We start from the raw sequence: 19,481 nt of genomic DNA, 5'->3' as shown, positions 1-19,481 counted from the left end.
GCCGAAAAGCGCTGCTATACTTATCCGGTACTTGATTAGGACAACCATCAAAGAGAGGACTGAAACGATGAGTACCGCTAAACTGGTTAAAACTAAATCTGCTGACCTGATTTATACCCGTAATGACGTGGCTGAAGATGAGAAGAAAGCCACCATCGCGGTGTTGAACCGTCTGGTAGTCGAGTTTATTGACCTGTCATTGATTACTAAGCAGGCGCACTGGAACATGCGCGGTGCTAACTTCATCGGTGTACATGAAATGCTGGACGGCTTCCGTACTGCAATCACCGAGCATCAGGACACCATTGCTGAGCGTGTGGTACAGCTGGGCGGCGTTGCACTGGGCACCACGCAGGTTGTTAACGATACGACGCCGCTGAAAAGCTATCCGCTGAATATTCACAGCGTTCAGGATCACCTGAAAGCGCTGGCAGACCGTTACAGCGTCGTGGCTAATGATACCCGTAAAGCCATTACTGAAGTGAAAGATGAAGATACCGCTGACATCTTTACTGCGGCATCACGTGACCTGGACAAATTCCTGTGGTTCATCGAAGCCAACATTGAATAAAACTCAATGCAGTCAATCAGGCGGGGAAACCCGCCTTTTTTACGTCTGCGTTACCGCATTTTTATGACCCTGTTAACAGTTCTTCCTTCCTTCGCTTCACAGCCTTAACATCTGAGGCACACTACCGCTTGCACCAAAACAGCCATCTGCACCAAAACTAAGCACCTAAATGGTGCAAAGGCAGAATTAACTGCAAAATCGTGTCAGCTATGTTATTTAACTCTCTGATTTCTCGAAATTTGCAAAGTTGGCATAATTATTTCATATGACAAGCCGCAAACGCAGGCCCTGCCGCCTGGTAGTAAAAAAAGGAAAAATGATGAAGTCACTGTTAAAAGTTTCTGTGGCCGCGCTGGCGCTGGCCTTCTCCCTCTCTTCCACTGCAGCAGATAAGAAGCTGGTTGTCGCTACCGATACCGCCTTTGTTCCGTTCGAATTCAAACAGGGTGACAAATATGTCGGCTTTGATGTGGATCTGTGGGATGCCATTGCGAAAGAGCTGAAGCTGGATTATACCCTGAAGCCAATGGACTTCAGCGGCATCATCCCTGCACTGCAAACGCGCAATGTCGATCTGGCCCTTGCGGGCATCACCATTACCGAAGAACGTAAAAAAGCGATCGAGTTTTCTGATGGCTATTACAAAAGCGGTTTGCAGGTAATGGTGCGTAACAATGAAAACGACATCAAAGGCATCAGCGATCTGAACGGTAAAGTGGTTGCTGTGAAAAGCGGCACCGGCTCTGTGGAATACGCAAAAGCCCACATCAAATCTAAAGACCTGCGTCAGTTCCCGAACATCGACAGCGCCTACATGGAACTGGGCACTAACCGTGCGGACGCCGTGCTGCATGACACGCCAAACATTCTTTACTTCATCCACACCGCCGGTAAAGGCCGCTTTAAAGCGGTAGGCGATTCGATTGAAGCGCAGCAGTATGGTATCGCCTTCCCGAAAGGCAGCGACGATTTACGTGAAAAAGTAAACGGCGCACTGAAAACCCTGAAAGAGAACGGCACCTATAACACGCTCTATAAAAAATGGTTCGGCACCGAACCTAAATAATAATTTGCCCGTTATCTGATTTCAGCAGGGAAACTTTTTCCCTGCTTTTTTCCATCGCAACATATCTGGAGTGACACCATGGAGTTTGACTGGAGCGTCATCTGGCCCGCCATGCCAGCGCTGCTTGAAGGCGCTAAACTGACTTTAATAATCTCTGTTATTGGACTGGTTGGCGGCCTGTTTATCGGGCTGATTGCCGGTTTTGCCCGCGCTTACGGCGGCTGGATCACCAATAACATCGCACTGGTGTTTATCGAAATTATCCGCGGCACCCCTATCGTGGTGCAGGTGATGTTCATCTACTTTGCTCTGCCGATGGCGTTCCCCGACCTGCGCATTGATCCCTTCAGCGCAGCGGTAGTGACCATCATGATTAACTCTGGCGCTTATATCGCGGAGATTACGCGTGGTGCCGTGCTGTCGATTAATAAGGGCTTCCGCGAAGCCGGACTGGCGCTTGGCCTGTCGAGCCGTGAGACGCTGCGCTACGTGATTATGCCGCTGGCGCTTCGTCGTATGCTGCCACCGCTGGGCAACCAATGGATTGTCAGCATCAAAGATACCTCGCTGTTTATCGTTATTGGTGTGGCTGAACTGACGCGTCAGGGTCAGGAGATTATTGCCGGTAACTTCCGCGCTCTGGAAATCTGGAGCGCCGTCGCGATCATCTATCTGGTGATTACGCTGGTGCTGAGCTTTGTGCTGCGCCGCATTGAGAAAAGGGTGAAAATCCTGTGATTGAATTTAAAGATGTCTCCAAGCATTTTGGCCAGACCCAGGTGCTGCACAATATTGATCTGAAGATTAACCAGGGCGAAGTGGTGGTGATTATCGGCCCATCCGGTTCCGGTAAATCCACCCTTTTACGCTGCATTAACAAGCTGGAAGAGATCACCAGCGGCGAGCTGATTGTTGATGGCCTGCGCGTGAATGACCCGAAAGTTGATGACCGCCTGATTCGTCAGGAAGCGGGCATGGTATTCCAGCAGTTTCATCTGTTCCCACAGATGAGTGCGCTGGACAACGTTGCCTTTGGTCCTATCCGGGTGCGTGGCGCCAGTAAAGAAGCGGCACGCCAGCTGGCGCGTGAGTTGCTGGGCAAAGTGGGCCTGGCAGAGCGTGCACATCATTTTCCGTCTGAGCTGTCCGGCGGCCAGCAGCAGCGCGTGGCGATTGCCCGTGCGCTGGCGGTTAAGCCAAAGATGATGCTGTTCGATGAGCCAACCTCAGCGCTGGACCCGGAACTGCGTCATGAAGTCCTTAAAGTGATGCAGGATCTGGCGGAAGAAGGCATGACGATGGTGATTGTGACGCATGAAGTGGGCTTTGCACAGAAGGTCGCCTCGCGCCTGATCTTTATTGATAAAGGCCGGATTGCGGAAGATGGCGATCCTGACAGCCTGATCAGCAATCCACCCAGTGACCGTCTGCGCGAATTCCTGCAGCACGTCTCCTGATCAAAACGGGCCGCTAAGCGGCCCGTTTTTTTATGCCCCTGGCCGCAGTAATAGCGTGCCTGCACCGGGAAAACCCTAACTTCCCAGACGACTCAGCAGTTTGCTGCGCGGTGCGGCAGGCATAAAACTCCACGCCAGAAAGCGGCTCTGTTTCTGACCCTGGGCCATGTTCACCACCCGCACTTCAGCAACGTCGAGCGCCTGCAGCTGCTTTTCCAGTGCCGGCAAGTTCTCTTTGCGCGACACCAGCGAGGTAAACCAGCCGATCTGACGACCCAGCGCCACGCTCTCGGCGATCATCTTGCCGATAAACGCCTTTTCGCCACCGGGATACCACAGCTCATTGTGCTGCCCGCCAAAGTTAAGTGGCGCACTCTTGTCCAGTCCGAGATTGCGGACCTTGCGCTGCGAACCGGCCACTGCCTCATCCGGCGACGCGTGGAATGGCGGATTACACATCACCGCGCTGAAGAATTCCGTTTTGCTGACCACACCCGCCAGCACCGCATCGCTGTTTTTCTGACGACGCAGACGGATCTGGCGCGTCAGGCGTGGGTTAGCCGCAACGATGCGGTTAGCGGCTTTGATGGCGGCTTGATCAATTTCGGTGCCGGTAAAGCGCCAGCCATATTCTGCCGCACCAATCAGTGGATAGATGCAGTTTGCGCCGCAGCCAACATCGAGAATGTCCGCCATCGGGATAACGCCGTTGTTATCCAGCGCCAGCAGATCGGCCAGGTAGTGCAGATAATCGGCGCGTCCCGGTACCGGCGGGCAGAGTGAGCCGGGAGAAAGCTGCCAGTCGATGTCGTAAAAGAGTTTGATCAGCGCCTGGTTCAGCAGCATCACCGCCTCCGGGTCCGCAAAATCCACGGACTTCACGCCATAACCATTAGGCCGGACTTTAGCCTTCAGCGGCGGATGAGCAGCGGTTAACGCGGCAAAATCGTATTCGCCCTGATGGCGATTGCGGGCGTGGAAGGGCGACGTGCTGGCTGACTTTTTCATACGTTCTCTCAATTATTCAGGCGCGCGTACAATACGCTGTAGGCGGCGGAAAATAAACCCGCACCATCCGCTTACCGCTTTCCGATTCCGTCGGGTGATGCTGTCGGGCTAAGATAAATAAAATCACCTGCTGGAGATGTTATGACCCGGAAACGCTATTCCTATGAACCCCGTGCTGGTCACGGTCTGCCCCACGATCCGCTCAACGCCATTATCGGACCACGACCAATCGGCTGGATTAGCTCTGTCAGCGCCAGCGGCCAGCGCAATCTGGCCCCTTACAGCTTCTTTAACTGCTTCAACTATCATCCGCCAATTATCGGTTTCGCCAGCAGCGGCTGGAAAGACAGCGTGCAGAACATTGCGGACACCAAAGAGTTTGTCTGGAACCTGGCTACCCGCCCGCTGGCCGAAGCGATGAACGAAAGTTCCGCTTCACTGCCTGCCGATCAGGATGAGTTTGCCTTTGCAGGGTTAACCCCGCTGTCAGCATCACAGGTTGGTGCAAGTCTGGTGGCGGAAAGCCCGGTCAACTTTGAGTGTCGTCTGACCCAGCTGATTCAGTTGCAGGATGCCAGTGGCAATCTGGTCGACAGCTGGCTGGTGCTGGGTGAAGCGGTCGCGATCCACATCGATGAATCGCTGCTGGAAGCGGGCATTTATCAGACCGCAAAAGCCGAGCCGATTCTGCGCGCAGGTGGTCCCAGCGCCTATTACGGCATCAGCGAAACACAACGCTTTGACCTGGTCCGTCCCGACGCACGCCCTAAATAATCCTCACCCCACAAGCGCATCGGTCCGGTGCGCCCTTATCTGCGCCACCGCACGGTCGATGTCGGGTGCCAGCCAGCGATCCTGCTGCCAGCGCTCAACCACCTGCCGCAGATGCTGCCAGGCGCGCCGCGTGCCGGCTGCCAGCTGTGATTCACCGTGAAACTCCAGCGCCTGCGCCGCCAGCAGATACTCAATCGCAATGATGTGATCGACGTTGCTGACCAGCTTCAGCAGCTTTAACGCCGAACCGGTGCCAAGACTGACGTGATCCTCCTGTAATCCTGAAGTGACATAGTTATCGAGTACCGCAGGCTGCGCCAGCTGACGGTTTTCCGCGCAGAGTGAGGCCGCGACGTACTGCGCAATCATCATGCCAGAATTGACGCCAGGCTCGGCCACCAGAAACGGCGGCAGGCCACTGACCAGCGGGTTTACCAGCCGATCCAGCCGTCGTTCGGCAATGCTCCCCAGTTCCGCCAGCGCAATCGCCAGCAGGTCACAGGCCATCGCCACCGATTCACCGTGCGGATGTGACTGTGACACCACGCGCCACTCCTGCGGCGTGCCCAGAATCAACGGATTGTCGGTACAGGCATTGAGTTCAGTCTCCACCTGACGTGCGGCGTGATCAAACTGATCGCGGCAGGCGCCGTGCACCTGCGGCATCGACCGCAGACTCATCGCATCCTGAGTGCGGATGCCGACACTCGCGTTCAGCAGCGGGCTGTCTCTCAGCAACTGGCGCAGACGTTCACCACTGCGCTGTATTCCCGGGCTGGCCTTGAGTGCCAGCACCTCTGGATCAAACGCCACCAGCTGACCGCGCAGCGCTTCAAAACTCATTGCGCCTGTCACATCCGCCCAGTCCAGCAGACGCCCGGCATCGTCCAGCGCCAGGCAGGCTAAGCCGGTCATGCAAGGCGTGCCGTTGACCAGGCTCAGTCCCTCTTTGGCACCTGGCCGGTAAGGCGCTAAGCCTGCCTGGGTTAGCGCCTGCTGCGCGGGCATGATTTCGCCGTGCCACTCCACCTCGCCGATGCCGATCAGGGCCAGACCGATATGCGCCATGTGGGTCAGATAGCCCACCGATCCCTGGGACGGCACCTGAGGGGTAATCTGCAGATTCAGTAGCGCCAGCAGTTGCTGCACCAGCGCCACTGACACACCCGATTTGCCATGACTGTAGTTGGCAATCGCGGCACACAGAATGGCGCGCACCTCCGCTTTTTTCAGCACCGGCCCGACACCACAGGCATGGCTCAGTAAGGTATTGCGCGACAGCTGGCTCAGTTCATCTTCGGAAAGAGTAATGTTGCACAACGCCCCTAATCCGGTATTGATGCCGTAGGCTACCTGCCCCGCCGCGACGATGTTGCCGACGATTTCACGGCTCCGGGCAATTCGCTGCCAGGCGCTGTCGCTCAGCGTCAGAGTCGCGCCATGCCGGGCGACCTGCACCAGCTCCTGCCATTTAAGCGGACCATCGCCCCAGACCCGCGTCTGACTCATGACGTCGCTCATACCACCGGCTCCACCTGATGATGGCTGGAAATAAACTGCTTAAAGCGCGCCGATCCCGCCTCGCCGAACATCGCCTCTGGCGTGCCCTGACAATCAATCGTGCCCTGATGCATAAACACGACCCGGTTTGAGACGTTGCGGGCAAAGCCCATCTCGTGCGTGACCACCAGCATGGTGCGCCCCTCTTCGGCCAGGCTGCGCATCACCTTCAGCACCTCACCCACCAGTTCCGGATCCAGTGCCGATGTCGGTTCATCAAACAGCATCACCTCCGGGTCCATCGCCAGCGCGCGGGCGATCGCCACCCGCTGCTGCTGGCCGCCCGAAAGCTGAGCGGGATAGAAGTCTTTGCGATTCAGCAGGCCAACCCGATCCAGCAGCTGTTCTGCCTGAGCGATGCAGGCTTTTTTATCGCGCTTCAGCACGTAGTGCGGCCCTTCAATAACGTTTTGCAGTACGGTGAGATGCGACCAGAGATTAAAGCTCTGAAACACCATCCCCAGCCGGGAACGCAGCCGTTCAATCTGACGCGGGTTAGCCGCCAGCTGGTGCCCGCGTGCATGACGCTTCATCTCAATGGTTTCACCGCCCACGCTGACGACGCCAGAATCAGGCGTCTCCAGCAGGTTGATACAGCGCAGAAGCGTACTTTTACCGGAGCCGCTGGCACCGAGAATAGAGATGACATCGCCCTGATGCGCCTGCAGCGAGATGCCCTTCAGCACCTCCATCGCGCCAAAGGATTTATGGATATCGCTGGCCGACAGCGTGACGGGTGGCAGTTCAGACATTTTTTTCTCCTCCGGGGATCGGCTTAGCGGCCGGTAACGGCTTTTTTTCCGGTTTATGAACCGGTGTCAGACGCCGCTCCAGCAGGGCATACAGTTGAACAATGATGAAGTTGAGGATCAGATAGATCGCCGCCGCACAGAGAAACACCTCCATAGTGCGGTAAGTACGCTGGATAATCTGCTGCGCGACCCCGGTGACATCCCACACCGTCACCAGACTCGCCAGCGCGGTTGATTTCACCAGCAGAATCGCTTCGGTGGAGTACGCAGGCAGCGCATAACGCAGCATCACCGGCGCGATAATGCGCCGCAGCAGCAGGCCGCGCGACATGCCGCATGCCATCCCCGCTTCCACCTGACCGGGCGGGACCGCCAGCAGCGCGCCGCGCAGGATCTCCGCCGTGTAGGCGGCGGTACAGAGGGACAGGGCCAGCACCGCGCAGGTAAAAGGCTCACGCAGAAACGGCCAGAAGACGCTGTGGCGGATCACCCCAAACTGTCCCAGCCCGTAGTAGATCAGGAACAACTGAATCATCAGCGGCGAGCCGCGAAACACCAGAATGTAGCCGCGGGCAAATGCACTCAGCAGCCGCCAGCGGCTCATGCGCAGCGCCAGAATACCGACCGCCAGCACGCCCCCGCAGAGAAAGGCGCTGATAAACAGACCGAGCGTGACCGGCAGCGCCGCGCTGAGTTTCAGGAAGGTGTCAGTAAGGAACGCAAAATCAATCATAACTCTCCTTAATGCTGTGCAGCGGTGCGGCTTTGCCAGGCGCGACCCAGACGGGATTCGGCGCGCAGAAAGGCGCGATTCGACAGCAGCGTCAGCAGCAGATAACAGACACCGCCCACCAGGTAAAAGGAGAAGTAGTCCCGGGTAGAACCGGCTGCTATCTGGCTGGCCCGCATGAGCTCGACAATGCCGGTCACCGATACCAGCGCGGAATCTTTCAGGCTCATCTGCCAGACGTTAGACAGGCCGGGCAGCGCATAGCGCGCCACCTGCGGCAACAGGATACGTTGCCGGATGCGCCAGCGCGGCATGCCAATAGCGACGGCGGCTTCGATCTCCCCTTTCGCCAGAGCCAGCCGCGCGGCGCGATAGACTTCCGCCTGGTAAGAGCCGGAGATAAGCCCGATCGCCAATGCCCCGATCAGAAACGGCGGCGCTTCGATAAAACCGTCTGCGCCAAACAGTTGTCCGATCTGCGTGATCAGTCCCGATCCACCGAAGTAGAACAGGTAGATCACCAGCAATTCAGGGATACCCCGAAAGATCACCGAATAGCTTTCACCCAGCCAGCGTACCGCCCGGTGCGGGGATAACTTTGCGGCGGCCACGCCCGATCCCACCACCGCGCCGACCAGCAGCGCGCAAAACGACAGCAGCAACGTGGTCAGCGTGGCACTCAGAATCAACCGTCCCCAGCCGTCCGGGCCAAAACTCAGCAGGCTTATCATCAGTTACCTCACTCAGGGTGTGACGTCAGTTTTGAACCACTTCTCACTCAGCTTTTTCACTGTGCCATCGGCCAGCGCGGCTTTAATCGCCTGATCCAGTCGGGCTTTCAGATCGTTGTCGGCCATGCGTACACCCATCGCCTCGCCCTCACCCCAGATTGGGCCGCCCAGCTGAGGGCCACTGAAACTGAGGTTGCGGTTATCCGGTCGTGCCAGCATCGACTGCGCGAACGTCACATCGTCAAACACCGCATCAATGCGTCCGGCCTGCAAATCAAGAATCGCATCGGCTGAGCTGGTGTATTCACGCACATCCGCCACCCCTTTGAAGTATTTGTCGATAAACGGCGTATAGACCGTGCCAGAGGCGATGCCAATCGTTTTGCCCTTCAGCGCTGCTTTCAGAGGTGCGATGGCAGGCTCAATGGTTTTTTCATCGTCAGTGAGTTTGATGATCTTGCTGTCAGCGGGCAGCAGTGACCCTTTTACCGTGATAAAGGTGGCGGGTGTTGAGGCGTAAGGCACGGTGAAATTCACCACTTTTTTGCGGTCGGGCGTAATCACAATCGCATCCATGATGACGTCATATTTTCCGGCATTCAGTCCGGCGATCATCCCATCCCAGTTCTGCACCACCAGCTTGCACTGGATCGCCATGCGCTGGCAGAGATCCGCCATCAGCTCCGGTTCGAAACCGCCCAGCTTGCCGCCCGGCAGGGTGAGGTTCCAGGGTTCATAACTGCCTTCAGTGGCAATGGTGATCGACTTCCACTCTTTAGCCTGGGCGCTGACGCCACAGAGCAGCAGACTGGAAACCAGCGTAGTAAGACATAAACGACGAAGAGTCAGAGGGTGTGTCATACGGTTCTCCTGAAGTAGCGGCCTGGTGATCGCCCTGATGAGATTTAACATAAATCTCACAAGATGATATGTCATGTATATACAAGTTAACGCAACGCAGTTCATTGCCGGCTTTTTCATTTTGTGAGCCAGACGGAATTTATTCAGATGGAGCACGCACTGCAGTACTTGTACATACAACCAAGCAAAGGTTATGCCAGCTCTGAAAAAGCGAAGAATGGAGGTGGTAGCAAGGGAGCAGCCACACAGGCTGCCCTCACCTGCACCCGATTAGCGCAGCGCTGCACCGGCGTGGCGCATCGCTGATTTATTGCGGTTTAGCCTGCGCCAGCATGGCATGAATCATCGCCTTCAGCACTTTCTGTAACCGGGCGGCACGCGCCTGCTGCCAGGCGTAAGGAGGCATCTCATCCATGTAGTTGAGCTGCGCCAGCTCCAGCTGTACGGCTTCAATATGCTGCTGCGGCTGTCCATAAGCGCGGGTGATGTAGCCGCCTTTGAAGCGTCCGTTAATCACCCAGCTGTAGTCGTTCTGTGCCGCGCATACTGCCTCAATCGCCGCGCTCATGGCAGGTGTACAGCTTGCACCGTCGTTGGTGCCAACATTGATATCGGGCAGACGGCCCTCAAACAGGCGGGGAATTTCGCTGGCGATGGAGTGAGCATCAAACAGCAGCGCATAACCATGCAGCGCTTTAAGCCGCGCCAGCTCCTGCTGAATCTGCTGATGATAAGGCTGCCAGATCTGATCGATGTAGCCCTGACGCGCCGTGGCATCAGGCGTTTTACCTGGCGCAAAGGTCGGCGTGCCGTCGAACAGCGTTTCCGGGAACAGGCCAGTGGTGGCCGTCGTGTAGAGCGGCTGGTTATCGGGCGGACGGTTAAGATCAACCACAAAACGGGAGTAGCGGCCAATTAACACGCTGGCCCCGAGGTCACGCACAAAATCATACAGCAGCGGGATATGCCAGTCGGTGTCAGGCAGGCCGCGCGCGGCCTCACTTAATCCAGCCTCCACGTCGGGTGTCAGGTCGGTCCCGGCGTGAGGAATGCTGACCAGCAGCGGCAGGCTGCCCTGGGTGAAATAGAAAGGGTTCATTGTGGTTCTCCACGATAAATAACGGTACAGGGCAGCTCACCACCCAGCCAGTAAACCAGTTCCGCGGGACGAGCCAGCGGCCAGTGCACGAAGTTTGCCACTTTTCCCGCCTCCAGCGAGCCGTGACTGTCAGCCAGCCCCAGCGCTTTTGCTCCCCACAGGGTGACGCCCGCCAGCGCCTCTTCCGGTGTCATGCCAAACAGCGTGCAACCCATATTGAGCATCAGACGCAGCGACAGCGCAGGCGAGGTGCCAGGATTCGCATCGCTGGCCAGTGCCATCGGTACCCCATGTCGCCGGAAGCTTTCCACCGGCGGGCGCTGGGTCTCACGCAGCAGGTAAAACGCACCAGGCAGCAGCACCGCGACGGTGCCATGCTCTGCCATCACCCTGGCATCCTCTTCCGTGGCGTATTCAAGATGGTCCGCAGAGAGTGCGCCGTAGCGCGCCGCCAGTGCTGCGCCCCCCAGTGCCGAAAGCTGTTCCGCATGCAATTTCACCGGCATACCCAGCGCCACCGCCCGGTCAAACACCCGCGCCACCTGCGCAGGGGAAAAGGCGAGATGCTCACAGAACGCATCCACCGCATCCGCCAGCCCCAGCGCCTTCACCTGCGGCAGGAGTCGATCGCAGATGATATCGACCCAGCTATCCGGGTCGTGCTTAAACTCCGGCGGAAAGGCATGTGCTGCCAGACAGGTGGCACGCACATCGGCGGACACGCTCTCTCCCAGCTGGCGAATCGCCCGCAGCATCCGCAGTTCGCTCTCTTCATCCAGACCATAGCCGGACTTAATCTCCACGGTGGTGACGCCTTCGGCCAGCAGCCGATCGAGCCGCCAGCGAGCCGACGCCACCAGCTCCTCTTCCGTGGCCGCGCGGGTGGCGCGCACGGTGGAGAGAATGCCGCCGCCCTGCGCGGCGATCTCTGCGTAGCTGACGCCATTCAGGCGCTGTTCAAACTCCTGGCTGCGGTCGCCGCCAAACACCAGATGGGTATGACAATCCACCAGCCCAGGCGTCACGATGCCGCCTGGCAGTTGATGATGCTGATCGGCGACGAACGCGGGCATCTCCGCCTGCGGGCCCACCCATACCAGTTTACCTGCCCGCACCACCAGCGCGCCTTGCGGAATCAGATGGTACTTTCCGTCACGCATGGTAACCAGGTCGGCCCCGGTCCATACCGTATCTACACGCATCTCTTCTGCCATCGCTGCCTAAGCCTCCACCGTTTACACTGTGCCTCAAAGTATGTATATGTATATACAACCACATCCGGAGAGGATCAACCATGGTAACTTTTTTTGCCCCGCGTGCACTGCTGGCAGAGGGCTGGCAGCAGCAGGTTCGTATCACAGTTAATCAGGCGGGTTTTATCGATGCCATTGCTCCGGATAGCCATGCGGAGAATGCTGTCCAGCTCAACGGCGAGGTAATTCCGGCGATCGCCAACCTGCACTCGCATGCGTTCCAGCGTGCCATGGCGGGGCTGGCAGAAGTCGCGGGCGATCCTCAGGACAGCTTCTGGACCTGGCGGGATTTGATGTACCGCATGGTGCAGCGCCTGACACCCCGGCAGGTGGGCGATATTGCCGCCCTGCTCTACATCGAAATGCTGAAGGGCGGCTACACCCAGGTGGCGGAGTTTCACTATCTGCATCACGACCCCAGCGGCGCACCCTATGGTGATGATGCGATGCTGCAACAGCTGATCGAGGCGGCGGAGATCGCCGGTATCGGTCAGACCCTGCTGCCGGTGCTCTACAGCTACAGCGGCTTTGGCAGTCAGCCTGCAACGGCGGGTCAGAAACGTTTTATCCAGCAGACCGACCAGTATCTGCAACAGCAGGCGCGGCTGGAGGAGTGGCAGCAGCAGCGGCCACTGCTGAATCGTGGCCTCTGTTTCCATTCGCTGCGGGCAGTAAGTGAAAGTCAGATGCACGACTTGCTGGCGGCCAGCGATCCTGGGCTGCCGGTACATATCCATGTGGCTGAACAGCAGAAAGAGGTCAATGATTCACTGGCGTGGAGCGGCGAACGGCCGGTTGCCTGGCTGCTTAACCGCTTTAACGTGGATACGCGCTGGTGTCTGATCCACGCCACGCATCTGGATGAGAGCGAACTGTCACGCCTTGCCCGCAGCGGTGCGGTGGCGGGTCTCTGCCCGACCACCGAAGCCAACCTCGGTGACGGCATTTTTCCGGCGGTGGAGTATATCGCGCAGGGCGGACGCTGGGGCATTGGCTCCGACAGTCACGTCTCGCTGAGCACCCAGGAAGAGCTGCGCTGGCTGGAGTATGCGCAGCGCCTGCGCGACCAGCGCCGCAACCGAATCACCCTGCCTGACCAGCCCTCGGTAGGCGATCTGCTTTGGCAACAGGCTGCAGCAGGGGGTGCGCAGGCGTGCGGCATTCAGCAGGGTACGCTGGCGGTGGGACAACGTGCTGACTGGCTGGTGCTGCGTGATGAGGCATGGCTCGGCAGCGTGGAATCACACGCCGTAATGAACCGCTGGCTGTTTGCCGGACAGCGCGATCAGATTCGCGACGTCTATGTTGCAGGTAAAGCCGTGGTGAAAGATGGCGTGCATCCGCACCAGACAGCGTGTGCCGCACGCTTTGCTCAGGCAATGGCGGCGCTGCGATGATCGCCCGGTTCGCATATGCCGATCTGGCAGTCAGCCGCTGGCGCAACGGTGGCGGTGAGACCCGTGAGATTATCAGTTTCCCGCCCGGCGCAGATCGCTTTGGCTGGCGCGCCAGTATTGCGACCCTGGCGCAGGATGGCCCCTTCTCTCCCTTTCCGGAGATTGATCGGGTTATCACCCTGCTGCACGGCGATCCGGTGTTGTTAACCGCGCCCGGCGTGCAGCATCTGTTGACGCCGCAAAAGCCGTGGGCGTTTGCCGGCGAACTCGCCTTAACGGCACAACTGCAGGGCAGCGTCAGCGAAGATTTTAATATCATGACGCGACGTGGTGAATGGCAGGCAACGGTGGAGGTGGTGACCACAGAGGTCAGCGCGCTGCATGGCGTCGCCTGGGTGCTGGCTGGCGCATGGCAGACGGCTGACGGAGAAAAGCTGAGCGCGCAACAGGGGACGTGGTGGGTCGATGATGAGACACAACTCAGCCCGTGTGAAACGGATGCCCGGCTGCTGTTTACCCGACTTAACCGTGTCCTCTGAAGCGGCCCAGCAGTTTGTAACGTGAGCCGGGATAGAGCAATCGCGCATAGGTCACGATTTTCGTGTCGCTCCAGGTCTGACGGCGAATCAGCAGGCAGGGTTCGTGCTCATCCAGCGACAAATGCTTACGCTGACGCGCATCGGGCAGCACCGCTTCAACGATGTGCTCACCCGCCGTCAGCGGCGCGACCCGCATGAGATAGGTGTACGGCGTCATCTTCTCATAATCCTGCGTCAGGTAGTCGGGCGCGACCAGGGGATTGACCAGACGATCCTCCAGCTGCACCGGCAGATCATTTTCGTAGTGCACAATCAGCGAATGGAAGAGCGTCTGCCCGGTAGTGAGACCCAGTACGGCCGCCTGCTCGGGATCGGCTTTGTTCTGACCGATGGTAAGGATTTTTGCGCTGTGCTGATGACCTCGCTGGGCAATCTCATCGGCGATGTTATGCACCTCCAGCATGGCGGTGTACCCTTTCATCTCCGCCACAAAGGTCCCGACACCCTGCATCCGCACCAGAAATCCCTCACTGGTGAGCTCACGCAGCGCCCGGTTAATGGTCATGCGACTGACGCCCAGTTCATTGACCAGTTCACTTTCTGATGGCACACGCTGATTCGCTTTCCACAACCCTTCACGAATCTGGCTGACGATGGCCTGTTTCACCCGCTGATAGATCGGTGCGGGTTCATCGCTCATTGCCGCCGCCAGTTGTGCCAGTGCCGTATGCTCAACCATTTGCTGTTCCTTATGCTGAAAGTCCCCTGAGTTTACTGTCTCACTGCGTGAATGTATATACATCCAGCAGAGCACGCGATGCTCCGATGGTGCAGCCTCCGCATCCTGATGGTGCAGCTTCTCCCACATGCTAAACACCCGACCCGCAGCATAGGGAGATTCGATTTTTGTGATCGGCCTGGCACGTCCTTTGCTTCCTTTGCTTGATTGTATAGACAAGCATAGACAAGATTTAATGCTTATGTTTCACTCGAATTATCCCGCTGGTTCAGGGCAAGGGAAGCAGCTTCGCCACACCAGCACACTTGTATCGACAGGAGTAGGCTATGTCAGGTTCGTTTCAGGCATTGCGCCTGGTGCCAGGCGAGGTGGACCTCGCCACATTACGCGCTATCTATCAGGGTAATGTCACATTAAGTCTCGATGAGCGTGCGCGTCAGGCGATTGCAGCGGCGCAGCAAACCGTAGATGCCATTGTCGCCTCCGGTAACGTGGTGTATGGCATTAATACCGGCTTCGGCAAACTGGCGCAGACCCAAATTCCGGCCAGCCGGCTGGCGGATCTGCAGCGTAATCTGGTGTTGTCACACAGCGTCGGACTGGGCGATCTGCTGCCCGACAATGTCACCCGGCTGGTGGTCGCAACCAAAATCATCAGTCTGGCGCGCGGTCACTCTGGCGTGCGAATCGAACTCGTTGAGGCGCTGCTTGCCCTGTTTAACGCGGGTGTGATGCCCTGCATCCCGGAAAAAGGCTCTGTCGGGGCTTCTGGCGATTTGGCGCCGCTGGCGCACATGTCGCTGATGCTGCTGGGTGAAGGTCAGGTACGGCTCGCTGGTAAGCTGATCCCGGCAACAGAAGGACTGGCAAGCGTCGGCCTGTCGCCGTTTGTGCTCGGTCCAAAAGAAGGACTGGCGCTGCTCAATGGCACCCAGGTTTCGACTGCGCTGGCGCTGCGTGGCCTGTTTGAAGGTGAAAATCTGTTTGCTGCCGGTCTGATGGCGGGTGCGCTCTCGCTGGAGGCGATCAAAGGCTCGCTGAAACCGTTCGACGCCCGTATTCATAAAGCGCGTGGTCAGCAGGGCCAGATTGCGGTCGCCGCCGCCGTCAGCGCTCTGATAGAGGGCAGTGAAATTCTGCAGTCGCATACCCATTGCGGCCGCGTGCAGGACCCCTACTCCATCCGCTGCGTGCCGCAGGTGATGGGTGCCTGCCTGGACAATTTCAGCCACGCGGCGCGGATTCTGGAAATCGAAGCAAACGCAGCCTCGGACAACCCGCTGGTGTTCAGCGACAGCGGCGATGTGATCTCCGGCGGCAACTTCCACGCCGAACCCGTGGCCTTTGCCGCAGATATCCTGGCGCTGGCCATTGCTGAAGTCGGCGCCATCTCCGAGCGGCGCCTGGCGCTGCTGCTGGACAGCGGCTTATCTGGCCTGCCGCCTTTCCTGGTGCGTGACGGTGGCGTGAACTCTGGCTTTATGATCGCCCAGGTCACCGCCGCCGCGCTCGCCTCTGAGAACAAATCGCTGGCCCATCCGGGCAGCGTAGACAGTCTGCCGACCTCCGCTAACCAGGAGGATCACGTCTCAATGGCGACCTATGCCGCCCGCCGTCTCGGCAGCATGTGCTTTAACAGCGCCGCGGTGGTCGGTATTGAAGCGATGGCCGCCGCGCAGGGTATTGAATTTAACCGGCCGCTGAAAAGCTCTGTGCTGATTGAGCAGGCCATCGACACCATTCGCGAGCAGGTCGCTTTCCTTGAGGAAGATCGCCTGCTGGCACCCGATATCGAGGCCATGCGTCAGTGGGCAAGTCGCGCTGACTGGCCTCAGGCATTGACCGCGCTGCTGCCGAGCATGCGCCCAACTTCTTGAATTAAGGAATCTCTTATGAGCGAAACTCTTTCTCAGGCTGTGGCACGTGAAATTCGTGCGCCACATGGCACCACACTGCACTGCGCTAACTGGCTGATTGAAGCGGCTTACCGCATGATTCAGAACAACCTCGATCCCGATGTGGCCGAGCGGCCGGAAGATCTGGTGGTTTACGGCGGCATCGGTAAAGCAGCGCGAAACTGGGCATGCTTCGAGCAGATCCTGCGTTCGCTGCGGGCGCTGCAACCGGATGAGACGCTGCTGATCCAGAGCGGCAAACCGGTCGGCATCTTCCGCACCCACGCGGATGCGCCGCGCGTCCTGCTGGCGAACTCTAATCTGGTGCCACACTGGGCGACCTGGGATCACTTCCACGAGCTGGATAAAGCGGGCCTGATGATGTACGGCCAGATGACCGCCGGTTCCTGGATCTATATCGGTGCACAGGGCATCGTGCAGGGCACCTATGAAACCTTTGTGGAAGCGGGACGTCAGCACTATAACAACGACCTCAGCGGACGCTGGATTCTCACCGCCGGGCTGGGCGGCATGGGCGGCGCGCAACCGCTGGCGGGTGTGCTGGCCGGTGCCTGCGTACTGGCGATTGAGTGCCAGGAGTCACGCATCGATTTCCGTCTGCGTACCCGCTACGTAGACTACAAAGCCACCACGCTGGACGAAGCGCTGGCCATCATCAGCGAAGCCACTGCTGCGAAAAAAGCGATTTCAGTCGGGCTGCTGGGCAATGCCGCTGAAATCCTGCCAGAGCTGGTGAAACGCGCCCGGGCGGGCGGGCCGAAGCCGGACATCGTGACCGACCAGACGTCGGCACATGACCCAATAAATGGTTATCTGCCGATTGGCTGGGATCTGGCGCGCTGGCAACAGGCGCGCGTTTCACAGCCGAAAGCGGTTGAGAAAGCCGCGCGTGCCTCTATGGCGGTTCACGTCCAGGCGATGCTCGACTTCTGTCATATGGGTATTCCGACCGTGGATTACGGCAACAACATCCGTCAGGTAGCGCTGGATGAGGGTGTCAGCAACGCCTTCGACTTCCCTGGCTTTGTACCGGCCTATATCCGTCCGCTGTTCTGTGAAGGCAAAGGCCCGTTCCGCTGGGTGGCGTTGTCAGGCGACCCGGAGGATATCTACAAGACCGATGCCAAACTCAAGGAGCTGTTCCCGCACCACAAAACGCTGCATCGCTGGCTTGATATGGCGCAGGAGCGCATCGCTTTTCAGGGCCTGCCGGCACGTATCTGCTGGCTGGGACTGGGCGAGCGACACCTTGCCGGTCTGGCGTTCAATGAAATGGTGCGCAACGGCGAGCTGAAAGCGCCGGTGGTCATTGGCCGCGACCATCTCGACTGCGGTTCAGTTGCCTCACCAAACCGCGAGACCGAAGCGATGAAAGATGGCTCGGATGCGGTCTCTGACTGGCCGCTGCTTAACGCGCTGCTGAATACCGCGGGCGGCGCGACCTGGGTCAGCCTGCATCACGGCGGCGGTGTTGGCATGGGCTTCTCGCAGCACTCTGGCGTAGTGATTGTTGCCGATGGCAGCAAAGAAGCCGATGCGCGTCTGGGTCGTGTGTTATGGAATGACCCGGCCACCGGTGTCATGCGTCACGCCGATGCAGGTTATGAGCTGGCGCAGAGCTGTGCTGCAGAGCACGGCCTGAACCTGCCAATGCAAAAATAGTCTGATATTGTTCACTACACGGGGCGCGCTGTGGCCTGCCCCGTTTTTCTGACTTTTCCATTGTGAAACCCCTCTCTGAAATCACTTCCTTATTACTTATTCCATTTTGATTTAGCCTATAGCCATATTTAGTCCCGACAGCGATAGACGCCGCGCCACCCAATCACTAAAGTGAAATCTTCTCATTCTGTATGGAGCGCGACGCTGCATGACCCTTTCCCCTGCCCTGCTTGAAGACGCCCTGCACTGGCGCCGTGAGTTTCATCGCCACCCCGAATTAGGTTACCAGGAACAGCAAACCAGCCAGTTTATTGCTGAAGAATTAGCGCGGGCGGGGCTGCAGGTGTTTCGTGGTCTGGCGGGAACAGGAGTCATCGGTACGCTGGAAAACGGTCCCGGTCCGGTTATCGGGCTGCGTGCGGATATGGATGCATTGCCGATTACAGAGAAAGGCGACGCTGAGTGGCGATCTTCGACGCCTGGCGTCATGCACGCCTGCGGCCACGATGGTCACAGCGCTATCCTGCTGGCCGCCGCCCGACAGCTGGCTGCCACGCGTCAGTTTAGCGGCACGGTGCATTTCATCTTTCAGCCTGCCGAAGAGAATCTGGGCGGGGCGCGCAAAATGGTGGAAGAGGGATTGTTCCAGCGCTTTCCGATGGATGCGATCTACGCGATGCACAACTGGCCGGGGCTGCCGCTGGGGTCACTGGCTGTTAATCCTGGCGCAATGATGGCATCGCTGGATTCATTCGAAATTACCCTGCACGGTAAAAGCTGCCATGCGGCGATGCCAGAAAGTGGCGCCGATCCGATGGTGGTAGCGGCCGAGCTGATTCTGGCGCTGCAGACGATTCCCTCCCGTCGGCTCTCGCCCCTTGCCTCTGCGGTGGTCAGTGTAACGCAGATCCACGGGGGTGAAGCGATCAACGTGATTCCGGAACAGATTATGCTGCGCGGCACAGTGCGCTGCCTGCAGACCAGCGTGCGCGAAAAAGTACGCGGACTGATTGATGAGTTTGTGACGACTCTGCCACGTCCGTTTGGCGTCAGCGGCGAGATTAACTGGCTGCCGGGCTATCCGGTCACGGCTAACCATGCGGCCCCGGCTGAGCAGGTGCGCGACGTGGCGCTGGCAACGCTGGGCGCAGAACAGGTTCACTGGCAGGTCAATCCGTCGATGGCATCAGAAGATTTTGCCTGCATGATGGAAGCCTGTCCCGGCGCTTACTTCTGGCTGGGCGCGGATGGCGAGACGCCCTCCGCGCCGCTACATAACGCTCGCTATGATTTCAACGACGCGCTGCTGCCGATTGGCATCCGTTTCTGGCAGAACCTGGTTGAACAGGCGCTGCCAGCCGCCTGA

General features: G+C 58.4%; 19 protein-coding genes. 10 read left to right on the top strand and 9 right to left on the bottom strand.

What is annotated here, in order from left to right:
- Window positions 1-67 precede the first annotated feature (67 nt).
- The 4 genes from dps (at window position 68) to glnQ (ending at window position 3,094) form a co-directional block, all read left to right on the top strand.
- Window positions 68-571, top strand: a complete 504-nt coding sequence (gene dps, locus NP77_RS05160) for a DNA starvation/stationary phase protection protein Dps (RefSeq protein WP_003851735.1) — start codon at window positions 68-70, stop codon at window positions 569-571.
- Window positions 572-890: 319 nt separating this feature from the next.
- Window positions 891-1,637, top strand: coding sequence for a glutamine ABC transporter substrate-binding protein GlnH (gene glnH / locus NP77_RS05155; protein ID WP_003851738.1), 747 nt, complete (start codon window positions 891-893; stop codon window positions 1,635-1,637).
- A 78-nt stretch (window positions 1,638-1,715) separates the two neighbouring features.
- A complete protein-coding gene (gene glnP / locus NP77_RS05150; RefSeq protein ID WP_003851740.1) occupies window positions 1,716-2,375 on the top strand; it encodes a glutamine ABC transporter permease GlnP in 660 nt (219 codons plus the stop codon).
- On the top strand, window positions 2,372-3,094 hold the full coding sequence (glnQ, locus tag NP77_RS05145; protein WP_003851741.1) for a glutamine ABC transporter ATP-binding protein GlnQ: 723 nt from the start codon (window positions 2,372-2,374) through the stop codon (window positions 3,092-3,094). The genes glnP and glnQ overlap by 4 nt, the downstream gene beginning before the upstream one ends.
- A gap of 75 nt (window positions 3,095-3,169) precedes the next feature.
- On the opposite strand, the gene rlmF is transcribed toward glnQ, so the two are convergent.
- Window positions 3,170-4,102, bottom strand: a complete 933-nt coding sequence (gene rlmF, locus NP77_RS05140) for a 23S rRNA (adenine(1618)-N(6))-methyltransferase RlmF (RefSeq protein ID WP_039659267.1) — start codon at window positions 4,100-4,102, stop codon at window positions 3,170-3,172.
- 141 nt (window positions 4,103-4,243) lie between these two features.
- Here rlmF and NP77_RS05135 point away from each other — a divergent pair, with 141 nt between their 5' ends.
- The gene (locus tag NP77_RS05135) at window positions 4,244-4,876 is read left to right on the top strand and encodes a flavin reductase family protein (protein ID WP_039659265.1); all 633 of its coding nucleotides are present in this window, start codon (window positions 4,244-4,246) and stop codon (window positions 4,874-4,876) included.
- Between the two features lie 3 nt (window positions 4,877-4,879).
- Here the strand turns inward: NP77_RS05135 and hutH (NP77_RS05130) are convergent, their stop codons facing one another.
- The 7 genes from hutH (NP77_RS05130) to hutI all read right to left on the bottom strand — a co-directional run bounded on the left by hutH (NP77_RS05130) (window position 4,880) and on the right by hutI (window position 11,823).
- Window positions 4,880-6,385 carry a histidine ammonia-lyase gene (hutH, locus tag NP77_RS05130; RefSeq protein ID WP_039659302.1) on the bottom strand — a complete coding sequence of 502 codons (1,506 nt, stop codon included), beginning with the start codon at window positions 6,383-6,385 and terminating at the stop codon, window positions 4,880-4,882.
- Window positions 6,386-6,393: 8 nt separating this feature from the next.
- Window positions 6,394-7,188, bottom strand: coding sequence for an ABC transporter ATP-binding protein (locus tag NP77_RS05125; RefSeq protein ID WP_003851746.1), 795 nt, complete (start codon window positions 7,186-7,188; stop codon window positions 6,394-6,396).
- The gene (locus NP77_RS05120; RefSeq protein WP_008925091.1) at window positions 7,181-7,921 is read right to left on the bottom strand and encodes an ABC transporter permease; all 741 of its coding nucleotides are present in this window, start codon (window positions 7,919-7,921) and stop codon (window positions 7,181-7,183) included. Before NP77_RS05120 ends, NP77_RS05125 begins: the two co-directional genes overlap by 8 nt.
- 8 nt (window positions 7,922-7,929) lie before the next feature.
- Window positions 7,930-8,649 carry an ABC transporter permease gene (locus tag NP77_RS05115; RefSeq protein WP_039659264.1) on the bottom strand — a complete coding sequence of 240 codons (720 nt, stop codon included), beginning with the start codon at window positions 8,647-8,649 and terminating at the stop codon, window positions 7,930-7,932.
- A 12-nt stretch (window positions 8,650-8,661) separates the two neighbouring features.
- Window positions 8,662-9,510: a transporter substrate-binding domain-containing protein gene (locus tag NP77_RS05110; protein ID WP_008925090.1), complete on the bottom strand. Its 849-nt coding sequence runs from the start codon at window positions 9,508-9,510 to the stop codon at window positions 8,662-8,664.
- 307 nt (window positions 9,511-9,817) lie between these two features.
- Window positions 9,818-10,609, bottom strand: coding sequence for an N-formylglutamate deformylase (hutG, locus tag NP77_RS05105; RefSeq protein ID WP_039659262.1), 792 nt, complete (start codon window positions 10,607-10,609; stop codon window positions 9,818-9,820).
- Window positions 10,606-11,823: an imidazolonepropionase gene (hutI, locus tag NP77_RS05100; protein ID WP_039659260.1), complete on the bottom strand. Its 1,218-nt coding sequence runs from the start codon at window positions 11,821-11,823 to the stop codon at window positions 10,606-10,608. The genes hutG and hutI overlap by 4 nt, the downstream gene beginning before the upstream one ends.
- Before the next feature lie 80 nt (window positions 11,824-11,903).
- Here hutI and NP77_RS05095 point away from each other — a divergent pair, with 80 nt between their 5' ends.
- Both NP77_RS05095 and NP77_RS05090 read left to right on the top strand, forming a co-directional pair.
- A complete protein-coding gene (locus NP77_RS05095) occupies window positions 11,904-13,259 on the top strand; it encodes a formimidoylglutamate deiminase (protein WP_039659258.1) in 1,356 nt (451 codons plus the stop codon).
- Window positions 13,256-13,798, top strand: a complete 543-nt coding sequence (locus tag NP77_RS05090; protein WP_039659255.1) for a HutD family protein — start codon at window positions 13,256-13,258, stop codon at window positions 13,796-13,798. The genes NP77_RS05095 and NP77_RS05090 overlap by 4 nt, the downstream gene beginning before the upstream one ends.
- On the opposite strand, the gene hutC is transcribed toward NP77_RS05090, so the two are convergent.
- A complete protein-coding gene (gene hutC, locus NP77_RS05085) occupies window positions 13,782-14,537 on the bottom strand; it encodes a histidine utilization repressor (protein ID WP_039659254.1) in 756 nt (251 codons plus the stop codon). The two genes, NP77_RS05090 and hutC, sit on opposite strands and share 17 nt — an antisense overlap.
- Before the next feature lie 326 nt (window positions 14,538-14,863).
- Between hutC and hutH (NP77_RS05080) the strand changes: the two genes are divergently transcribed.
- From hutH (NP77_RS05080) to NP77_RS05070, 3 genes are all read left to right on the top strand, one after another.
- A complete protein-coding gene (hutH, locus tag NP77_RS05080; protein ID WP_039659252.1) occupies window positions 14,864-16,414 on the top strand; it encodes a histidine ammonia-lyase in 1,551 nt (516 codons plus the stop codon).
- A gap of 15 nt (window positions 16,415-16,429) precedes the next feature.
- Window positions 16,430-18,115 (top strand): urocanate hydratase, encoded by a 1,686-nt coding sequence (hutU, locus tag NP77_RS05075; RefSeq protein ID WP_003851765.1) that lies wholly within the window; start codon window positions 16,430-16,432, stop codon window positions 18,113-18,115.
- Between the two features lie 208 nt (window positions 18,116-18,323).
- A complete protein-coding gene (locus tag NP77_RS05070; RefSeq protein WP_039659250.1) occupies window positions 18,324-19,481 on the top strand; it encodes a M20 aminoacylase family protein in 1,158 nt (385 codons plus the stop codon).

Origin of the sequence: Pantoea sp. MBLJ3, from assembly GCF_000816655.1 — a bacterium.
Classification (GTDB): domain Bacteria; phylum Pseudomonadota; class Gammaproteobacteria; order Enterobacterales; family Enterobacteriaceae; genus Pantoea; species Pantoea eucalypti.
This window is presented reverse-complemented; position numbering and strand designations above follow the sequence as displayed.

What these genes read in the sequence shown, in the direction of transcription:
- dps (WP_003851735.1), top strand. Translation starts at nt 68, where the DNA reads ATGAGTACCGCTAAACTGGTTAAAACTAAATCTGCTGACCTGATTTAT.
- glnH (WP_003851738.1), top strand. Translation starts at nt 891, where the DNA reads ATGAAGTCACTGTTAAAAGTTTCTGTGGCCGCGCTGGCGCTGGCCTTC.
- glnP (WP_003851740.1), top strand. Translation starts at nt 1,716, where the DNA reads ATGGAGTTTGACTGGAGCGTCATCTGGCCCGCCATGCCAGCGCTGCTT.
- rlmF (WP_039659267.1), bottom strand. Translation starts at nt 4,102, where the DNA reads ATGAAAAAGTCAGCCAGCACGTCGCCCTTCCACGCCCGCAATCGCCAT.
- NP77_RS05135 (WP_039659265.1), top strand. Translation starts at nt 4,244, where the DNA reads ATGACCCGGAAACGCTATTCCTATGAACCCCGTGCTGGTCACGGTCTG.
- hutH (WP_039659302.1), bottom strand. Translation starts at nt 6,385, where the DNA reads ATGAGTCAGACGCGGGTCTGGGGCGATGGTCCGCTTAAATGGCAGGAG.
- NP77_RS05125 (WP_003851746.1), bottom strand. Translation starts at nt 7,188, where the DNA reads ATGTCTGAACTGCCACCCGTCACGCTGTCGGCCAGCGATATCCATAAA.
- NP77_RS05120 (WP_008925091.1), bottom strand. Translation starts at nt 7,921, where the DNA reads ATGATTGATTTTGCGTTCCTTACTGACACCTTCCTGAAACTCAGCGCG.
- NP77_RS05115 (WP_039659264.1), bottom strand. Translation starts at nt 8,649, where the DNA reads ATGATAAGCCTGCTGAGTTTTGGCCCGGACGGCTGGGGACGGTTGATT.
- NP77_RS05110 (WP_008925090.1), bottom strand. Translation starts at nt 9,510, where the DNA reads ATGACACACCCTCTGACTCTTCGTCGTTTATGTCTTACTACGCTGGTT.
- hutG (WP_039659262.1), bottom strand. Translation starts at nt 10,609, where the DNA reads ATGAACCCTTTCTATTTCACCCAGGGCAGCCTGCCGCTGCTGGTCAGC.
- hutI (WP_039659260.1), bottom strand. Translation starts at nt 11,823, where the DNA reads ATGGCAGAAGAGATGCGTGTAGATACGGTATGGACCGGGGCCGACCTG.
- NP77_RS05095 (WP_039659258.1), top strand. Translation starts at nt 11,904, where the DNA reads ATGGTAACTTTTTTTGCCCCGCGTGCACTGCTGGCAGAGGGCTGGCAG.
- NP77_RS05090 (WP_039659255.1), top strand. Translation starts at nt 13,256, where the DNA reads ATGATCGCCCGGTTCGCATATGCCGATCTGGCAGTCAGCCGCTGGCGC.
- hutC (WP_039659254.1), bottom strand. Translation starts at nt 14,537, where the DNA reads ATGGTTGAGCATACGGCACTGGCACAACTGGCGGCGGCAATGAGCGAT.
- hutH (WP_039659252.1), top strand. Translation starts at nt 14,864, where the DNA reads ATGTCAGGTTCGTTTCAGGCATTGCGCCTGGTGCCAGGCGAGGTGGAC.
- hutU (WP_003851765.1), top strand. Translation starts at nt 16,430, where the DNA reads ATGAGCGAAACTCTTTCTCAGGCTGTGGCACGTGAAATTCGTGCGCCA.
- NP77_RS05070 (WP_039659250.1), top strand. Translation starts at nt 18,324, where the DNA reads ATGACCCTTTCCCCTGCCCTGCTTGAAGACGCCCTGCACTGGCGCCGT.